This is a genomic window from Kribbella sp. CA-253562 (genome assembly GCF_050942265.1).
In the GTDB taxonomy this organism is placed as follows: domain Bacteria; phylum Actinomycetota; class Actinomycetes; order Propionibacteriales; family Kribbellaceae; genus Kribbella.
In genome coordinates, this window is sequence record NZ_CP192049.1 from 5,068,652 (window position 1) to 5,085,579 (window position 16,928).

Consider the following 16,928-nt stretch of genomic DNA (forward strand, 5'->3'; position numbering starts at 1 on the left):
CTTCGGTGCCGATCGGTACCGAAGTACAGGAGGTTGAGCACACCATGGGGCAGTTCGAAGGCAAGACGGCGGTCGTGACCGGCGGGAGCAGCGGCATCGGCCTGGCCGTCGCCGAGCGCTTTGCCGCCGAAGGCGCGCACGTCTTCGTCACCGGCCGGCGCAAGGACGAACTGGAGGCGGCGGTCGAGGCCATCGGCTCGGCCACCGCGGTGCCGGGCGACATCTCCGACCCGGCCGACCTCGACCGGCTGTACGACGCGGTCCGGGACCGCGGCAACGGCCTCGACGTGCTGTTCGCCAACGCCGGAACAGCGGCGTTCGCGACCCTGGAGGAGATCACGCAGGAACACTTCGACCGCATCTTCGGCGTGAACGTGCGGGGCACGCTGTTCACCGTGCAGAAGGCACTGCCGCTGCTGAACGACGGTGCCTCGGTGATCGTGAACTCCTCCGTGCGCGCCGACGACGGCGTCGAGGCCTTCGGCACCTACGCGGCCTCGAAGGCGGCTCTTCGGTCCTACACCCGGACCTGGGCCAACGAGCTCAAGGGACGGGGCATCCGGGTCAACGCGATCTCACCGGGCACGATCGACACCCCGGCGGTCGCCGGCATGGTGGGCGAGGAGAACGCCGCAGCGGTCAAGGCGGAGTTCGCGGCGAAGGTTCCGGCCGGCCGGATGGGCTCGGTGGACGAGGTCGCCGCCGCCGTCGCGTTCCTCGCCTCGGACCAGAGCAGCTTCGTACTCGGCGCCAACCTGTACGTCGACGGAGGCGAGAACCAGCTCTGAGCCGCGCTGCCCGCCGTACGACGACCACCCGGTCGCGTACGGCGGTCTCGTACTTTTGGTTGACCCGCCATGGTCTGTGGGTGGGTGTGCTCGACGAGTGGCTGCCGAAGACTCGACTGCGTCCACAGCGCCTTTCGGAGGGAAACATGAGACGCACAGCCATTCCGTTGACCGTTGTCGTTGCCTCGGTGGCAGCCGCGCTGGTCCCGGCGGTCTCACAGGTAGGCGCAGCAGCGTCGCAAGCAGTACCAGGCATCCAGTGGGAAAAGTGCCCGCCCGAGATCTCCCCGGTGCCGATCCCGGACGGCATGCAGTGCGGCACGGTGAAGGTTCCGCTGGACTACCGCAAGCCGGACGGCCGAACCATCGACATCGCCGTCTCCCGGCTCCCCAGCACGAAGCCGGACAAGCGGCGCGGAGTGCTGCTGACCAACCCCGGCGGCCCGTCCCCCGGTCAGAACTACCCGGCGTTCCTCGTCGCGATGGGCCTTCCGCAGAGTGTCCGTGACAGCTACGACGTGATCGGGATGGACCCCCGCGGCATGGGCCGCAGTACACCGGTCACCTGCGACCTCACCGTGGAGCAGCAGTCAGCGGGCAACGTCCCGCCGTACGCGCGCAACGCGGCCGATGTGACGAAGCGAGCCGCCGCGGTCAAGCAGATCGCCAAGCAGTGCGCGGCGTCGAAGACCGCGTGGATGCTGCCGTACGTCAGCACCGCGAACACCGCCCGCGACCTGGACCAGGTCCGGGTCGCGCTGGGCGAGTCGAAGATCTCGTACGCCGGCGCCTCCTGGGGCACCCACCTCGGCGCGGTCTACACCACGCTGTTCCCGGAGCGCAGCGACCGGATCGTGCTCGACAGCAACGTGGGACCCGACGGCTGGGACTACGCCAACGACCGGTTGTTCGCCCGCGGCTTCGCCGACCGGTTCCCGGACTTCGCGAAGTACGCCGCGGCGAACCACCGCGAGTACGGCCTGGGTCGCACCCCGGCGGAGGTGACCGCCAAGTACTTCGAACTCGCCGGCTGGCTGGACAAGAAGCCGTTCCCGTCGATCGACGGTTCGACGTTCCGGCTGCTCACTTTCGTCTTCCTGTACGGCGGGCAGCAATTTCCGACGCTGGCCGGTATCTGGCGAGCCGTGGACGCGAACCAGGAACCGCCGGTGCCTGCGGACACCGCGACGCAGAACGTGCAGAACTTGGTTGCCGCGCGCTACTACATGATCTGCAACGACTCCCGCTGGCCGAAGGCGGTTGAGACCTACCAGCGCAACGTCGCCGTCGACCGGATCCGCTACCCGCTGTTCGGTGCGGCCGGCGCGAACCTCCAGCCCTGTGCGTTCTGGCCCGACCCGACGGAGCCGCCGGTCCGCATTACCGACCGGGGTCCGTCGAACGTGCTCCTGGTGCAGAACCTGCGCGACCCCGCGACGCCGCTGGTCGGTGCGCAGAAGCTACTGCGGGCCTTGGGCAACCGTGCCACCATGGTCACGGCCGATCAGGGCGGCCACGGCGTCTATCCGGGCGGCAAGAACCAGTGCGCGAAGCACGCGGTCACGTCGTTCCTGACCACGGGTGACCGCCCGGACCGCGGCTATCACTGCCCGGTCCAGGCAGAGCCTCGCTGATGCCGGGCCCACCGAGCGGGCAGTGACGGTCTCGGTGCGCTCACAAGGAAGGACGACGACTCGGTGATCCTCGCCACCAACCGGCCGCTGCGCCGGGGCTTGTTCATCGCCGAGTTCGTCGTCCTGCTCGGTCTCAACGCCGAGCAGGTCGTCCGGCGCCTGATCCTGGACGACTCGCCCTCGGCGGGCGAGTTCCTGTACTTCAGCGTGGGCGCGGCGATCGGCGTACTCGCGGTCCTTCGGCGTCGCCGGCCCGATCTGCTCGCGCAGCTCACAACGGCCGGGATCGTGCTGTCGCTGCTGTGCAGCCTGGCCGGCTTCCTCACGAAGCCGGGCGGGAGGCTCGCCGGCGACACCGAGACACTCGCCCTGATCCTGCTGATCGGGGCGAGCTGCCACCACTTGCGCCCGCGCCTGGCCGGCGGGGTCGCGGTGGCCGGCGGGTTGACCGTCGTCGTCGCGCCCGTTCTGCGGTACGGCTTCGACTCGGTCAATCTCACCGTCTCGGTTCTGTGGGCCTTGCTCTGGGGCGTCGGTGTAGCGGTCGGGCTGATCCTGCGTGACGGCGACGCGCGCCGCGAGGCCGCGCAGATCGCCGCCCGCAACCGGGAACGCCTCGCGCTGGCCCGGGAGCTGCACGACCTGGTGGCCCACCACATCACCGGGGTCGTCGTCCGCACTCAAGCGGCGCAGGTCGTACTCGCCGACGGCTCGGAGCGAGAGTTGCTCGGCGAGATCGAGCGGGCCGGAGCCGAGGCCCTCAGCGCCGTACGCCGGTTGGTGGTGATGCTGCGCAGTCCCGATCAGCGGCTTCCACCCACTGCCGGAAACCTGCTGGAGACCATCGAGGCGGCCGTCGACGGCGACACGTCGATCACCCTTCGGTTGGCTCCCGAGCTCGCGGATCTCGCGGTGACTCCGGAGACGGTGTCGACGGTGCACCGCGTCCTGCTCGAATCCCTGACCAACGTGCGCAAGCACGCGCCGGACGCGCGTCGGGTCGTCGTCACGGTGCGGCCCGTCGTCGAGACCGACGCGCACTACCTCCGGGTCGAGGTGTGCAACGACGGGACACGGCAGGGCCGAGGCCGCACCCGCCACACGGGAGACGGCTACGGACTGATTGGGATGAGCGAGCGGATCGACGCGCTGGACGGACGACTGACCGTCGGGGAGCACGGCGACCACGGCTGGCGGGTGCTCGCCGAGCTTCCGTTGCCAGGCGGCGCTGTGGCGGCGCGGCCGCCGGAGAAGGGAGCGGCACGATGACTCTGCGAGTCCTGCTCGCCGACGACCAGGCGATGGTCCGGGCCGGCTTCCGGCTGATCCTGGAACGCGAACCCGGGATCGAGATCGTCGGGGAAGCCGAAGACGGCAAGCGTGCCGTGGAGCTGGCCCAGGAACTGCGTCCGGACGTCACGCTGATGGACATCCGGATGCCGCTGATGGACGGCCTGGCCGCCACCCGCCTGCTGGCGGGCCACGACGTCGCCCACCCGCTCCGGGTGCTGATCGTGACGACGTTCGACCTCGACGAACTCGTTCACGAAGCGCTCCGGTCCGGCGCCCACGGCTTTCTCCTGAAGGACGCCGGTCCCAGGCTGCTGGTGGAGGCGGTGCACGCCGCGGCCAACGGCGAGTCGCTCGTCTCGCCCTCGATCACCACGCGGTTGCTGGCACACTTCAGCACCGCGGGCGGCCGCGCCCGCCGTCCCAGACCAGCGCTCACCGAGCGCGAACTGGACGCCGTCAAGGCCGTCGCCCGCGGCCGCACCAACGCCGAGATCAGCGCGGAACTGATGATCTCCCTGTCCACCGTCAAATCCCATCTCGCCTCGATCCAGCGCAAGATCGCCGCCCGGAACCGCACCGAGATCGCGGTCTGGGCCTGGGAGTACGGGCTGATGCGCTAGCTGCCGGACCATCGGCCGGCGGCGACTTCTGTACCGAGGGGTACAGTGAACGCATGGATGGTTCCCGGAGCACTGTCTTGGGCCGGCCCAGGGGATTCGACACCGACGAGGCGCTGGAGCGCGCCATGCGAGTGTTCTGGCAGCAGGGCTACGAAGGCGCGAGCCTGGCCGACCTGACCGGCGCGATGGGAATCACCAAGACCAGCATGTACGCCGCCTTCGGCAACAAGGAGCAACTGTTCCGCAAAGCGCTCGAGCGCTACAAGGAAGGCCCGGCCGCCTACGCGACGCGCGCCCTGGAAGAGCCGACCGCACGAGCCGTCGCCGAGACGCTCCTGCGGGGAGCCGCTCGGACCACGACCCTGCCCGAAACGTTCGCCGGATGCCTTGCCGTGCAGGGCGCGCTGGCGTCGAGTGACAGCAACCGATCCGCGCACGGCGTACTCGTCGACTGGCGCAACGGAGTAGGCCTGCAGCTCGAGCAGCGCTTCCAGCGCGCCGTCGACGAAGGCGACCTTCCACCCGACGCGGACCCGAAGCAACTCGCCCGCTACCTGCTCACCGTGGCGTTCGGCATCGCCGTCCAGGCTGCCAACGGCCTCGGACACGACGAACTCCAGCAGATCGTCGACACGACACTACGCACCTGGCAGCCGTAGCGGTACGACCGCGCGCGGGCTGCACCTCGCTAAGATCATACGTATGGCGAAGGACTCGATTTCCGCGGCGCAGTTGACTCCGCGACGGTTGCCCGTGGGTCGGCTCGGGGTTTCGGTCGTCGCCGAGCTCGTGGATCTGATCGTGACGGGCCGGTTGAAGGAAGGCGATCTGCTGCCGCCGGAGGGCCCGCTGAGCGAGCAGTTCGGGGTGAGCCGCACGGTGTTGCGCGAGTCGGTGAAGCGGCTCGAGGAGAAGGGGCTGGTGACCGTCTCGCAGGGCCGGGGGACGCAGGTGCGCGCCCCGGGGTACTGGAACATGCTCGACCCGGTGGTGCTGTCGGCCCTGATCGACAACGACGAGAGCTTGGGCGTCCTCGACGAACTGACCGTCGTACGCGCGAGCCTCGAGGCGGCCATGGCGGGGGCGGTGGCCGGATCGCACAGCGCGGACGAGCTCCGGCGGCTGGAGAACGCGTTGACGGCCATGCGGGAGAGCGAGTCGGAGACGGACTCGTTCCGGCAGGCCGACGTGATCTTCCACTACGCGGTGATGGAGATCTCCGGCAACCGGCTGGCCGAGAACATCGCCAAGCACATCTACAAACGCGCTGTGGAGTCCAGTCGGTACCAGGGCATCAACCCGCCCGACGCGGTGGCACTGACGCTCAAGGAGCACGAGGCGATCGTCAAGGCCATCGCGCGCAACGACGTGGCGGCCGCCGAGAAGGCGATGCACTCCCACATTCACGGGTCGTGGGAGCGCCGCCGGCTGTCCGACCACGCTCCCCGACCGCGCGGCCGGAAGAAGGCTCAGAAGAAGCAGTAGGTCGCGGCGGCGTTGCCACCGAACACCCGGCCGCGCTCCGACTCCGACAGTCCCGCGAACAAGTGGTCCGCGGCCGTCCTCCAGACCGCCGCTCCCCCGCCGAGTTCGGCCAGCGGCCAGTCGGAGCCGTACAGCAGACGATCGGGCCCGAACACCTCGAGCGCGATCGCCACCCGGTCGGCCAGATCCTCGGCACGCCACGAACCCGGCGCCAGGCCGGACACCAGGCCCGAGACCTTCGCGACCACGTTCGGACGGCGAGCGAGTTCTCGCAGCCCGGTTGCCCACGCCGTGAGGTCCGCTCCCGGCGCCGGCGGACCGCCCAGATGGTCGAGCACCAGACGCAGCCCCTCGTGGCGACCACTCACGAACGCCGCCTGCGGCAGCTGCCACTCCCGTACGACGAGGTCGAAGCAGAGCCCCTCACGCTCGAGCGCGGCGAGGCCGAGCGCGACGTCGTCCCGCAACAACCACGCGGGATCCGGGTCGATGTGGACCAGATGCCGCACGCCCACGACGGGAACGGTCGCGTCGCGACGGATCCGATCGAGCTGCGGACCGACCTCCGCGGTGAGGTCGACCCACCCGACCACACCCGCGACCACCGACTGATCCAGTTGGGCGAGCCGGACGCTCTCCTCCAGGCTGTTGCTCGACTGGACGACGACCGCACGCTCGAGGCCCGTCGCGGCGAGCATGACACCGAGATCGGCGGAGCCGAAGTCCCGGGCGATCGGCGCCATGGTCCGCGGATCGATCCAGTCCTGCGGGTCCTGCGCTCGATCCCACAGGTGCACGTGGGCGTCGACGCCCAGGCTCATCCGAGGTGCCACACTTCGTCGATCGGTTGCCACAACGCACCGGGATTGCGTTCCTCGGCGATCCTCACCTGACACGGGTCGGTGTGCGTCCACCAGTCCTGCGACACCGGGTCGTCCGCGATCCGCCGCAGGTCCGCGTCGTGATCCTCGCCGACGTACTCGTAGTACGCGAACAGGACGTCGCCGAAGACGAAGATGCTGTAGTTGCGAATGTTGCACTCGACAAGCTTCTGCTCGACGCCCGGCCACACGTCGCTGTGCAGCGCCAGGTACTCCTCCCGTTTCTCCGGACGTACGCCGACGACGAACGCCCGGCGTTCCGGCGCCCGCGTCACGAGACCGGCCTCAGCGGTACGGCGGGAACGTCGATCACGTCCGGCTCGGCCACCAGTCGCAGAGCAGCGCGCTCCGGCCGGATGTGCGGCCCCGTCGATGCGGGAAGATCCGCCCCGGAGTTGCCCGGTGAGAGCTGGGACTCGTCCACGATGATGCCGATGCCCGGGCGGTCGCCCAAGATGATCCCTCCTTCGTCGAACTCCTGGTCGACGTCCAGCCCGACCGGGAAATGAAGATCCTGGACCTCGTAGGTCAGCAGGTTCGGTACGGCGGCGGCCGCGTGCGCGATCGGGTTCGCGTTGTACGCGACGGGGCTGACCGGCAGATCGTGGCCGTGCGCCAGCGTCGCCACCCGCAGGAAGTGGGTGATGCCCCACACGTTGCCGACCTGAACCACATCGAGGGCCTTGGCGTCGAGCAGGGGGCGATACTGCTCGAGGCCGGTCAGGTTCTCGCCGCTGGCGATCGCCGCACGGATCTTGCCCCGCAGCGCGGCCAGTCCGGCCGCGTCCCAGCGGCGCAGCGGCTCCTCCACCCAGGTGAGGTCGAACTGCTGCTCGATCGCCGCGACGTACCGGGCGGCCTGGGCCTGGTTCCACGACTCGTTCGCGTCGAACATCAGCGCGGGCCGGCGGGAGTTGCGGCTGAGCACGTCGCGCATGATCTCCAGCCGCGGCAGGTCGCGGTCCAGATCGCGACCGCCCTTGAGCTTGCCCGCCTTGAACCCGCGGTCCGCGAACCGGCCGTAGAGCTCGGCGAGCTCGTCGTCGGCCAGGCCGTACTCGAGCCCGGACGCGTAGCCGGGGACAAAACGTTCGCGCCCGCCGAGCAGTCGCCACAGCGGCTCGCCGGCCAGCTTGGCCTTGATGTCCCACAGGGCCATGTCGATCGCGCCGATCGTGCCGAACACGGGCCCGCCATGACCGGCCTTGAACACCCAGTCGAGCATCCGGTCGTACAGCGCCACCACCGATCGCGGGTCCTCGCCCTCGACCGCGGGAAAGACCCGCGCCACGTCACCGTGGGCACCCAGACCGATCCCGTCGATGCCGGCGTCGGTCTCGATCAGGAGCACGGGCACCGGCGTGGTGTTGCCACTCTGTACGCCGTTGACGTCGCCGGTGACCCTCCCCCAGTCGTGCACGGTGCTCAGACTGCGGTATCCGGTGATTTTCATCTGTCGTTCTCCTTGAGAGCCGGGGCGGTCATTCCTTGGTTCCCCCCGCCGTCATTCCCGAGACCAGGAATCGTTGGGAGAACAGGAAAACGATCAGCACCGGCAGAATCGAGACGATCGTCGCCAACGCGAGCGTGGGCAACTGGATGGACTCCGATCCCGCCGAGCTGGGATTGAACGCGGGCGTCGCGGCCAGGAGCGAGGTGAGTCCGACCTGGATGGGGTAGCCGTCGCTGGAAGGCAGCATCACGAACGGCAGGAAGAAGTTGTTCCAGTTCTGCACGAAGCTGAAGAACGCGACCAGGGCGACGATCGGCGCGGCCAGCGGAAGCGCGATCCGGGAGAACACCTGGAACTCGGTGCAGCCGTCGATGCGGGCCGCCGCGAGCAGATCACGCGGGATGCTCGTGGAGAAGTAGATGTAGGTGAGGTAGACGCCGAAGGGAAAGAACGACATCGGCAGGATCACCGACAGCGGACTCCCGATCAGGCCGACGCTGTTCAGCTCCAGGAAGATCGGCAGCACCAGTGCGGTGTTGGGAATGAGCATGACGACCAGCGTCAGTACCAGCAGCGCCCTGCGCAGCTTGAACTCGGTGAGCGCGAGCGCGTAGCCGGCGGGGATTCCCACCACCAGGGTGATCACCAGTGCGCCCACCGCATAGACGGCGGAGTTCGCGATCCAGGTCGTGACCGCGCCGTCCTGGAAGGCGAACAGCTGGTTCCAGTTGGCGACGAGGTCGTGCCACGACCCCACGGAGAACGGGTTCGAGACGGTCAGCGCCTTGGCGGACTTGGTGACCGCGAGCAGCAGCCAGACCACCGGGACGGCGAAGAAGAAGACGCACAGGGTCAGCAGGACGCCCGCGACGGACCGTCCGCTCCAGCCCCGGAGGTTCGCGTGGCGGCGTTCGACAGACAGGGCCGGCATACTCATTCCTTCTCGAAAAGGCCGCCGCGGGTCACGAACACCCACGACAGCAGCAGCGCGACGACCAGCAGGATGAGGGAGATCGCGGCGGCGCCGTTGAAGTCGTTCTGCTGGAACGCGTACTGGTAGGCGAGCTGGTTCAGCGAATAGTCGTTGGGAACCACCGCGTTGCTGGCCTGGCTGAGCAACTGCGGTTCGACGAACAGTTGGGTGCCCGCGGCCAGCGACATCACTCCCATGTAGGCGATCCACTTGCGCAGCATCGGCAGCTGGATCCGCAGTGCGATCTGTACGGCGCTCGCACCGTCGACCTGGGCCGCCTCGATCACCTCCGTGCTGATGTTGTTCAGCGCGCCGTACATGATCACGATCCAGCCGCCGGCCCCGGTCCAGAACGCGATGATCGCGAAGATCGCCGGCAGATTGCCCGGCTGGATGACCGCGACGAAACTGTCGAACCCGAACGCTCGCAGCAGTCCGCTGACCGGGCTCGCGGTGGGATCGAGTACGAACAGCCAGAGCAGAACACTGGACGCGCCGGCGAGAGCGCCGGGCAGATAGAAGACGAAGCGCAGAGCCGTGCTCGCCCAGCGCAGGCGTACGGCGTGGACGAGCAGTGCCAGCACCACGACGAGGACGACGAGCGCGACGAGCCAGATCACGAGGTACAAGGTGACGTGCAGTACGGCCGGCCAGAACCTGAAGTCGCCGACGACCTTCGTGAAGTTGTCGATGCCGGCGAAACCGCCGTCGACGTCGGTGAAGGCCAACTGGACGGCGTACAGCGAAGGAACGACGCCGAACGCCAGCGCGAGCAGTGCGTAGAGCGAGACGAACAGGTAGCCGATCCGGGTGTGACCGGGGGCGCGGCCGTTGCCCCGGGCTGGTCCCCGGCGCTCGGAGGCGCCGACGACCAGCCGATCGGTCGGTGGAGCGATGGTCATCTCAGTTCACCGAGTATCCGTTGACCTTGGCCTGGTTCTCGATCGCCTGCTGCCACGTCGGCAGCAGCTCGACGATCGTCTTGCCGCCGGTGACCGCCGTGGTCATCGTCTTCGCCCAGATCGCTTCCTGGCTGAAGATGCCGTAGCCCCAGCCGTCCCACACCTGCGACGCGGCGGTCGCCACCGGCTTCAGCGAGGTCGCGAAGTACTTGCTGGACTCCTGCTTGGCCACCCACTTGTCGGCGGCCGGCGCGTAGGCCGGATAGCCCGGCGCGACGTTGACCTGGTAGTCGTCGGCGGTCGTGACGAACTGCACGAACTTCTGGGCGGCCGCGAGGTTCTTGGAGTGACTGGAGACGAACCAGGTCCCCCCACCCACGTTGCCGGTGACCGCCTGGTCGTCTCCCTTCCAGGGCAGCGGCGCGGCGACGCCGAGCTGGCCGGCCGGCACGTTCAGGGACTGCGGGTTGTTGAAGATCGCGCCGGCGTACCAGGCCGGTCCGGGCATCATCAGCACCTTGCCGGAGTACTTCTTGACGAACTCCGGGGTGAAGACACTGACGACGGGCACGGTTCCGTTCTCGCGCAGCGTGTCGAGCATCGACGCCGACCGCTTGCACTCGTTGGTGTCGGTCTTCACCGTGACCGACTTCGGACCGGTGACGTCGTTGGCCTGGCACTTGCTCGCCCACAGGAAGACTTCAGGGGTCCACGCGTCGCCGGCGGTGCCGATGATGTAGCCGGGGTGCTCCTTGGCGACCTTCTCCCCCAGCGCCTGGTACTCCTCCCAGGTGGTCGGAACGGCATAGCCGAACTGATCCATCAACTTCTTGTTGTACCAGAGCACGGCCTGCGCGAGGTCGTTGCGCAGGCAGTAAACCTGGCCGTCCACGGTGCAGGGGTTGAGCGATCCCTCGGTGAACTTCGACAACGTGTCGTCGGGGACCAGCCCCTTGTTCAGCACAGCGGCGAAGGCCTGCTTGCCCCCGCTCTTCTGACTGGCCCACGCCGCGTCGTTGTTCTGCGTGGAGAACACGACGTCGGGCCAGCCGTCACCGGCCCGGTCGAACAGCTGCATCTTCGTGCGGAACGAATTGGACCCGTTGGCCGAGCCGTCGTAGGCGACGACCTCGACCTTGGTGTCCGGATTCGCCTTCTGGAAGGCCTTCGCCGCGGCTTGCCGGTCGGCGTCCACCCAGACCGTGATGGTCGACGAGGTGTCCTGCTTGGCTTCGGGAAAGCCGTACGAGCCGCTGTCGGTACTCGTGCTGCTGCCGCATCCGGCCAGGCCCAGCAGTGCGGTTGCGGCGCAGAGCCCGGCGACGGGCACCACCGACCGACGACGGAAACGAACCGCCGTGGGGATTGCGACCATGAGATGTCCTTGTCTTGTCGACTCCGGTGACGACGCGGAGGTGAAGGTCAGCTCCAGACCACAGAGCATACGTATGACGTTTTATCATCACTGGCGGCGGCAGACCAGATCGAGGAGTTCATCGGCCGAGCCACCCGCCGTCGACCGGCAGGATCGTCCCGGTGACGTAACGGGCGGCATCCGAGGCCAGGAACACGGCAGCGCCCGCGATGTCGGACGCCGTACCCCACCTGCCCGCCGGGATCCGCTCGAGGATCGCCCGGGAGCGATCGGGATCGTCCTGCAGCGCCTGGGTGTTGTCGGTGGCGATGTAGCCGGGGGCGATGCCGTTCACGGTCACGCCGCGGCCCGCCCATTCGTTGGACAGGGCCCGGATCAGTCCTGCCACCCCGGACTTCGCGGCCGCATAGCCCGGCACGTTGATGCCGCCCTGGAACGACAGCAGCGAGGCCGTGAAGACGATCCGGCCGGACCCGGCCTGCAGCATCCGCCGCCCGAGGACCTGGCTGAGCACGAACGTACTGGTCAGATCGACCTCCAGCACCTCGTCGAACCACTCGAGCGGATGCTCCGCGGCGGGAGCGCGGCGGATGGTGCCGGCGTTGTTGACCAGGATGTCCACCGGACGGTCGTCGGCCGCGAGCGCTTCGGCGAACTCGACCACCGCCGCGCGATCTGCGAAGTCCACCCGATGCCCGGAGAAGTCGCGACCGAGCCGGCGTACGCGATCCGCGATCTGCGACGACTCGGGGTCGAGAGTGGCCGACACCCCGACGATGTCGGCACCGGCGGCGGCCAGGGCCTCGGCGACGGCGAAACCGATCCCCCGCTTCGCGCCCGTCACCACGGCGCGGCGCCCGGTCAGCTCGAACGGGTTCATGACGCGTTCAGATCGACGAGGAGCTTCATCGCCTGCCCTGCTTCGAGAACACCGAACGCGGACTGGATCTGCGTCAGCGGCACGACGCGGGTGACGAGTCGCTCCACCGGAATCGTGCCGTCGGCAACGAGTTCGGCCGCGCGCTCGAAGTCGGACCGCTGGTAGACCCGCGCGCCGAGGATCCTCAGCTCCCGCCAGAACACACGATGCAGATCGACCGGGCGCGGTTGCGGATGGATCGCCACCACGACGAGCGTTCCACGGACCTTGGCCAGTCCGGTGGCGGCCTGAACAGCGGCAGCCGCACCCGACACCTCGAAGACCACGTCGGCGCCGGCTCCGCCGGTCCACTCCTCCACCCAGGCGGTCTGGTCGACGGCCGTGGGATCCAGCGTCGCGAGCCCGAACTCAGCGGCGGCAGCCCTGCGCGCAGGGTCGATCTCAGCGATCACGACGTCGGCGCCGAACGCGACAGCGACGGTCGCGATCAGGACGCCGATCGGTCCGGCGCCGATGACGACGGCCTTGTCGCCGTTTCCGAGCTCCGACCGGCGTACGTCGTGAACCGCGACCGCGACCGGCTCCACGAGCGCGGCGTCGCGCAGCGACACCCCGGCCGGCAGCCTGACCAGCGTCGACGCCGGGACGTTCCAGTACTGCTGGAGAGCCCCGGGGCTGTCGATCCCGATGAAGTCCAGGTGCTGGCAGATGTGCTCGTTGCCGGCTCGGCAGGCCGGACAGGTGCCATCCCACACCAGCGGCATCACGGTCACCGGGTCGCCGATCGACCAGCCGTCGACGCCGGGCCCCAGGGCGGCGATCGTGCCCGACATCTCGTGCCCGATGGTCGCCGGCCTGCTGACGCGGCCGTCCATGTCACCGTGCCACACGTGCAGATCGGTCCCGCAGATGCCGACGTACGCGACCGCGATGCGCACCTCTCCCGGGCGTAGATCGGCCGGCTCGCGCTGTTCGACCGCCATGGTGCGGTCCCCCAGGTAGTTCACCGCCAACATCGCTCCACCTCTTCCTCGATTCGCGGCCGCAGCAGCCGGCCGGGCAACCACACCGATGTCACGACCTATTGTCGGAAACATCATACGTATGTTAACTCTGTTCCGACGCCCCGACGACAGGAAGCGATCGACCATGAGATTGACCTCAGCATCGCGACGCTCGACGAGCCGGCGCCGACGGCGCGGCACGGCGGTTCTCGCGCTGATCGGTGCCGGCGCCGTCATCGCCTCGGCGCTCAGCCCGTTGGGCGCGCAGGCCGCGCCCGCGACCGTCTATTACGCGGCGCCGGACGGCAAGGACTCCGGACACTGCAGCCAGGCGAAGCCCTGCTCGCTGGAGCGTGCGCAGCGGGTGGTCAGGCCGGCCGTGAAGCACGGCGACGTGACCGTTCAACTTGCCGACGGCAACTACCGCCTCGCCGCCCCGCTCCGGTTCGGGGCCGAGGACGGCGGCGGCGAGCACACCGTCCGCTGGACTGCCGCGCCCGGCGCTCACCCGGTTGTCACGGGCGCCTCGAAGGTCACCGGCTGGTCCCCGTCCGGCGTCGGCCGCGGCATCTGGGAGGCGGACACCCCGACCGGCCTCGACACCCGTCAGCTGTACGTGAACGGCGTGATCGCGCCGCGCGCGTCCATCCGCCTCGCCAACGCCGACGTCACGCCGACGGCGACCGGCCTGACCATCAAGAACCCCGCCCTCAGCTACCTGGCGACACTGCCCGACCAGCGCCGGATCGAGTTCGAGTCACTGGGCGACTTCACCAACCGGTACTCGCCGGTCCAGAGCATCAGCGCGACCGAGATCACCATGACGCAGCCGGCCTGGGACAACAACACCTGGGGCTGGGACACGGTCCAGAACTCGTTCCTGGCCGGGCCGAGCTGGTATCTCGACAACTCGCTCAGCTTCCTCACCCAGGCCGGTCAGTGGTACATCGACCCGGCCGGTGGCAAGCTCTACTACAAGCCGGCCGACGGCGTCGACCCGAACCAGCTGGAGGTCGAACTCCCCCGGCTGCAGACCCTGATCAGCATCGGCGGCACGTACGACGAACCGGTCACCGGGCTCGCCTTCGAGGGCATCCAGTTCTCCGGGACGTCGTGGCTCGGCCCCTCCGTCGACGGGTACGCCGTCCAGCAGAACGGGCTGTTCATCAAGGGCGCCTACGACTACCGCCCCGCCGACGCGTTCACGAGCTGCTCGCGCGGCTGTGAGATGTTCGAGCGGGCACGGACCACCTGGTTCCAGGAGCCTGCCGCGGTGCAGGTGTCGGCCGCCAGCCGGATCTCCTTCACCCAGAACACGTTCGCCAACCTCGGACAGTCGGCGCTGGGCATCGGCAACGACGCGAACGCCACCCTGACCGGGATCGGGCTCGGAGCCAGCGACATCGATGTCGTCGGCAACCGGTTCCTGGAGACCAGCGGCCACGGCGTCGCGGTCGGCGGCGTACTGCCCGACGCGCACCACCCGAGCGACCCGAGGATGACCAACCGCGACATCCTGATCGAGAACAACACGATCAACCGGGTGGCGGTGGACTACAAGGACAACAGCGGCATCCTCAGCACCTACGTCACCGGCGCCAGGATCCTGCACAACGAGGTCTCCAACGTCCCGTACGACGGCATCGACACCGGCTACGGCTGGGGCATCAACGACGCCGGCGGGTCGAACGACTACGTCGACCGCGGCTACTACAAGTGGAACCCCCTGTACACCACGCCGACCACGCTCAAGGACAACCGGGTCGAGGGCAACCTGGTGCACAACACGAAGTCACGGTTCGCCGACGGCGGATCGGTCTACAACCTGTCCGCCAGCCCCGGCTCCGTGGTCAGCAAGAACTACCTGTTCAACATCTCGGGCGTCGGGCTGTACCTCGACGAGGGGTCGCGCTCGATGACCTACGAGAACAACGTGGTCCAGGGCGGTTCGTTCGTGTTCACCAACGCCTACAGCCTGCGCAACAACACCAGCGACAACGTCATCCAGAACAACTGGTACAACTCCGGTGGCGCCTCCACACCCAACGCCGCCGCCCACAACAACAAGCTGATCAACAACGTGAAGATCAGCGGCGCCAACTGGCCCGCGGGCGCACGGGACGTGATCTGCGCCGCCGGTGTCGCACCGCGGTACCGGACGTCGCTCAACGCGAACCAGTTCGGCTTCACCGGCTGCTCGGTCGACGCGCCGGTGGCCTCGGAGTTCGCCACCGCCAAGGCCTCAGCGGTCAGCTCGTACTTCGGCCAGAGCGGCGGGGCCTTCGGGATCGCGGCCGCGGGCGCCGACATCTGGGGCGCCGGCGGTCAGCGCGACGACCAGTTCGGCGCGATCTACCGGGCCGGCTCGTTCACACCGCAGGCGAGCGTCTCCGCCCGGGTCGTCTCGGTCAACGACGCCAACGCCTGGACCAAGTCCGGAGTCATGGTCCGCAACGACATGACGAAGGCGGCAGCCTCGGCCGGCTACGCGGTCGTCGCGGCCACCGCCCGCAATGGGGTCGTCTTCCAGTGGGACGCCAACGGCGACGGCTACCTGGACAGCGACGCTCGCGCGAGCGTCGACAGCTTCCGTCCGGTCTGGGTCAAACTCGCCCGCTCCGGTACGTCGTTCAGCGCGTCGTACTCCTACGACGGCCGCAACTACGTCCCGATCGGCACACCGGTCACCCTGCCCTCGGCCACGGCGCAGCAGGACGCGGGCATCTTCTCCACCTCGCACGACGTGACCCAGTCGGCGATCAACCAGTTCGACCAGGTCGTGTTCACCGGCTAGACCAGGAGTCCCCGACGACCAGCGAGCCGCAGGCCTTCCCCCACCGGAAGGCCTGCGGTTGCGCTCTGCGGTCGACAGCCGGCATTGGCAGCCCCGAATCCACAACCTTGACGGCCCCCAGCGCATCGAACAGGTGTCCTAAGGGGGGCATCGTGAAATCTCTTCACACCATCCATCGTGTCAACGTCCGTCTACCGATCTCCGTGCTGCGCTCGAACTCGCCGCCGGCTGCGCATCGACCGGCCTTGCTTGGCTTTCTCCTGACCGCATCGGTCGGGACAGGTTTGTTCCTGGTCGGAAGCACGCCTGCGTCGGCCCAGGAAGCCGCCCCGGTCCGGCCACCGGTCCTCAGCAACGTGCGGGTCGCGTGCCACGAATCCGAGGCCGGGGTCTTGGCGAAGCTGCGCAACCCGAACTCGACCGAGCAGGAGTACATGGTCGCGATCTCAGGGGGCGACGTCCACTACGACTACGTCGTGCGGCCGCCCGCGCACGGGTCCGAACGCATCGGTTTCGGCGGTCTTCCCGATCGCACGTACTCGTTGCGAGTCCAGAACGCCGTCGGCGATTTCGTGGCCCAGACCGAGGTGCGCGTGCGGTGTCATGCCACCCCGCCAACCGGTACGCCGTCTGCAACGCCAACCGCGTCCGCACCGACAACCGCCGAGTCCTCGACGCCGGTGGCCGTGCCAACCGCCGTGGACGCCGGCCTCTCCGGCCCCGTCGCGCCCGATGACTCCCACCGGACGATCGTCGCCGCGGGCCTACTGGCAGCCGTCAGCATCATCATCGCTCTGGGCTCACTGTTGGCTGGGCGCCACCGCAGACCACACCAGCACTGACAAC

General features: G+C 68.6%; 16 protein-coding genes. 8 read left to right on the forward strand and 8 right to left on the reverse strand.

All coding sequences use genetic code 11. The features are described from left to right. Nucleotides 1-44: 44 nt before the first annotated feature. The 6 genes from ACQPXM_RS23905 to ACQPXM_RS23930 all read left to right on the forward strand — a co-directional run bounded on the left by ACQPXM_RS23905 (nt 45) and on the right by ACQPXM_RS23930 (nt 5,820). Nucleotides 45-788: an SDR family NAD(P)-dependent oxidoreductase gene (locus ACQPXM_RS23905; protein ID WP_432936879.1), complete on the forward strand. Its 744-nt coding sequence runs from the start codon at nt 45-47 to the stop codon at nt 786-788. A gap of 146 nt (nt 789-934) precedes the next feature. Continuing rightward, nucleotides 935-2,422, forward strand: coding sequence for an alpha/beta hydrolase (locus tag ACQPXM_RS23910; protein WP_432936881.1), 1,488 nt, complete (start codon nt 935-937; stop codon nt 2,420-2,422). A 63-nt stretch (nt 2,423-2,485) separates the two neighbouring features. Beyond that, nucleotides 2,486-3,691: a sensor histidine kinase gene (locus ACQPXM_RS23915; protein WP_432936883.1), complete on the forward strand. Its 1,206-nt coding sequence runs from the start codon at nt 2,486-2,488 to the stop codon at nt 3,689-3,691. Further along, a complete protein-coding gene (locus tag ACQPXM_RS23920; RefSeq protein WP_432936886.1) occupies nt 3,688-4,335 on the forward strand; it encodes a response regulator in 648 nt (215 codons plus the stop codon). The genes ACQPXM_RS23915 and ACQPXM_RS23920 overlap by 4 nt, the downstream gene beginning before the upstream one ends. Before the next feature lie 53 nt (nt 4,336-4,388). Further along, a complete protein-coding gene (locus tag ACQPXM_RS23925; RefSeq protein WP_432936888.1) occupies nt 4,389-4,994 on the forward strand; it encodes a TetR/AcrR family transcriptional regulator in 606 nt (201 codons plus the stop codon). A 43-nt stretch (nt 4,995-5,037) separates the two neighbouring features. Continuing rightward, entirely contained in the window at nt 5,038-5,820 is a 783-nt protein-coding gene (locus ACQPXM_RS23930; RefSeq protein ID WP_432936890.1) for a FadR/GntR family transcriptional regulator, read from the forward strand. Here ACQPXM_RS23930 and ACQPXM_RS23935 read toward each other — a convergent pair. From ACQPXM_RS23935 to ACQPXM_RS23970, 8 genes are all read right to left on the reverse strand, one after another. After that, on the reverse strand, nt 5,805-6,641 hold the full coding sequence (locus ACQPXM_RS23935) for an amidohydrolase family protein (RefSeq protein WP_432936893.1): 837 nt from the start codon (nt 6,639-6,641) through the stop codon (nt 5,805-5,807). The genes ACQPXM_RS23930 and ACQPXM_RS23935 overlap by 16 nt on opposite strands. Beyond that, nucleotides 6,638-6,976 carry an L-rhamnose mutarotase gene (locus ACQPXM_RS23940; RefSeq protein WP_432936895.1) on the reverse strand — a complete coding sequence of 113 codons (339 nt, stop codon included), beginning with the start codon at nt 6,974-6,976 and terminating at the stop codon, nt 6,638-6,640. Before ACQPXM_RS23940 ends, ACQPXM_RS23935 begins: the two co-directional genes overlap by 4 nt. Continuing rightward, entirely contained in the window at nt 6,973-8,154 is a 1,182-nt protein-coding gene (locus ACQPXM_RS23945; protein ID WP_432936897.1) for a mandelate racemase/muconate lactonizing enzyme family protein, read from the reverse strand. Before ACQPXM_RS23945 ends, ACQPXM_RS23940 begins: the two co-directional genes overlap by 4 nt. A gap of 28 nt (nt 8,155-8,182) precedes the next feature. Next, a complete protein-coding gene (locus tag ACQPXM_RS23950) occupies nt 8,183-9,085 on the reverse strand; it encodes a carbohydrate ABC transporter permease (protein ID WP_432936899.1) in 903 nt (300 codons plus the stop codon). Nucleotides 9,086-9,087: 2 nt separating this feature from the next. Further along, complete coding sequence (locus tag ACQPXM_RS23955) at nt 9,088-10,029, reverse strand: carbohydrate ABC transporter permease (protein WP_432936901.1); 942 nt, start codon at nt 10,027-10,029, stop codon at nt 9,088-9,090. Between the two features lies 1 nt (nt 10,030). Continuing rightward, complete coding sequence (locus ACQPXM_RS23960; protein ID WP_432936903.1) at nt 10,031-11,404, reverse strand: ABC transporter substrate-binding protein; 1,374 nt, start codon at nt 11,402-11,404, stop codon at nt 10,031-10,033. A 118-nt stretch (nt 11,405-11,522) separates the two neighbouring features. Then, the gene (locus tag ACQPXM_RS23965) at nt 11,523-12,284 is read right to left on the reverse strand and encodes an SDR family oxidoreductase (RefSeq protein ID WP_432936905.1); all 762 of its coding nucleotides are present in this window, start codon (nt 12,282-12,284) and stop codon (nt 11,523-11,525) included. Next, entirely contained in the window at nt 12,281-13,435 is a 1,155-nt protein-coding gene (locus tag ACQPXM_RS23970) for a zinc-dependent alcohol dehydrogenase (RefSeq protein WP_432936908.1), read from the reverse strand. The genes ACQPXM_RS23965 and ACQPXM_RS23970 overlap by 4 nt, the downstream gene beginning before the upstream one ends. Between ACQPXM_RS23970 and ACQPXM_RS23975 the strand changes: the two genes are divergently transcribed. After that, entirely contained in the window at nt 13,434-16,082 is a 2,649-nt protein-coding gene (locus ACQPXM_RS23975) for a hypothetical protein (protein WP_432936910.1), read from the forward strand. The genes ACQPXM_RS23970 and ACQPXM_RS23975 overlap by 2 nt on opposite strands. 203 nt (nt 16,083-16,285) lie before the next feature. Continuing rightward, nucleotides 16,286-16,924 carry a hypothetical protein gene (locus tag ACQPXM_RS23980; RefSeq protein ID WP_432936913.1) on the forward strand — a complete coding sequence of 213 codons (639 nt, stop codon included), beginning with the start codon at nt 16,286-16,288 and terminating at the stop codon, nt 16,922-16,924. Nucleotides 16,925-16,928 lie beyond the last annotated feature (4 nt).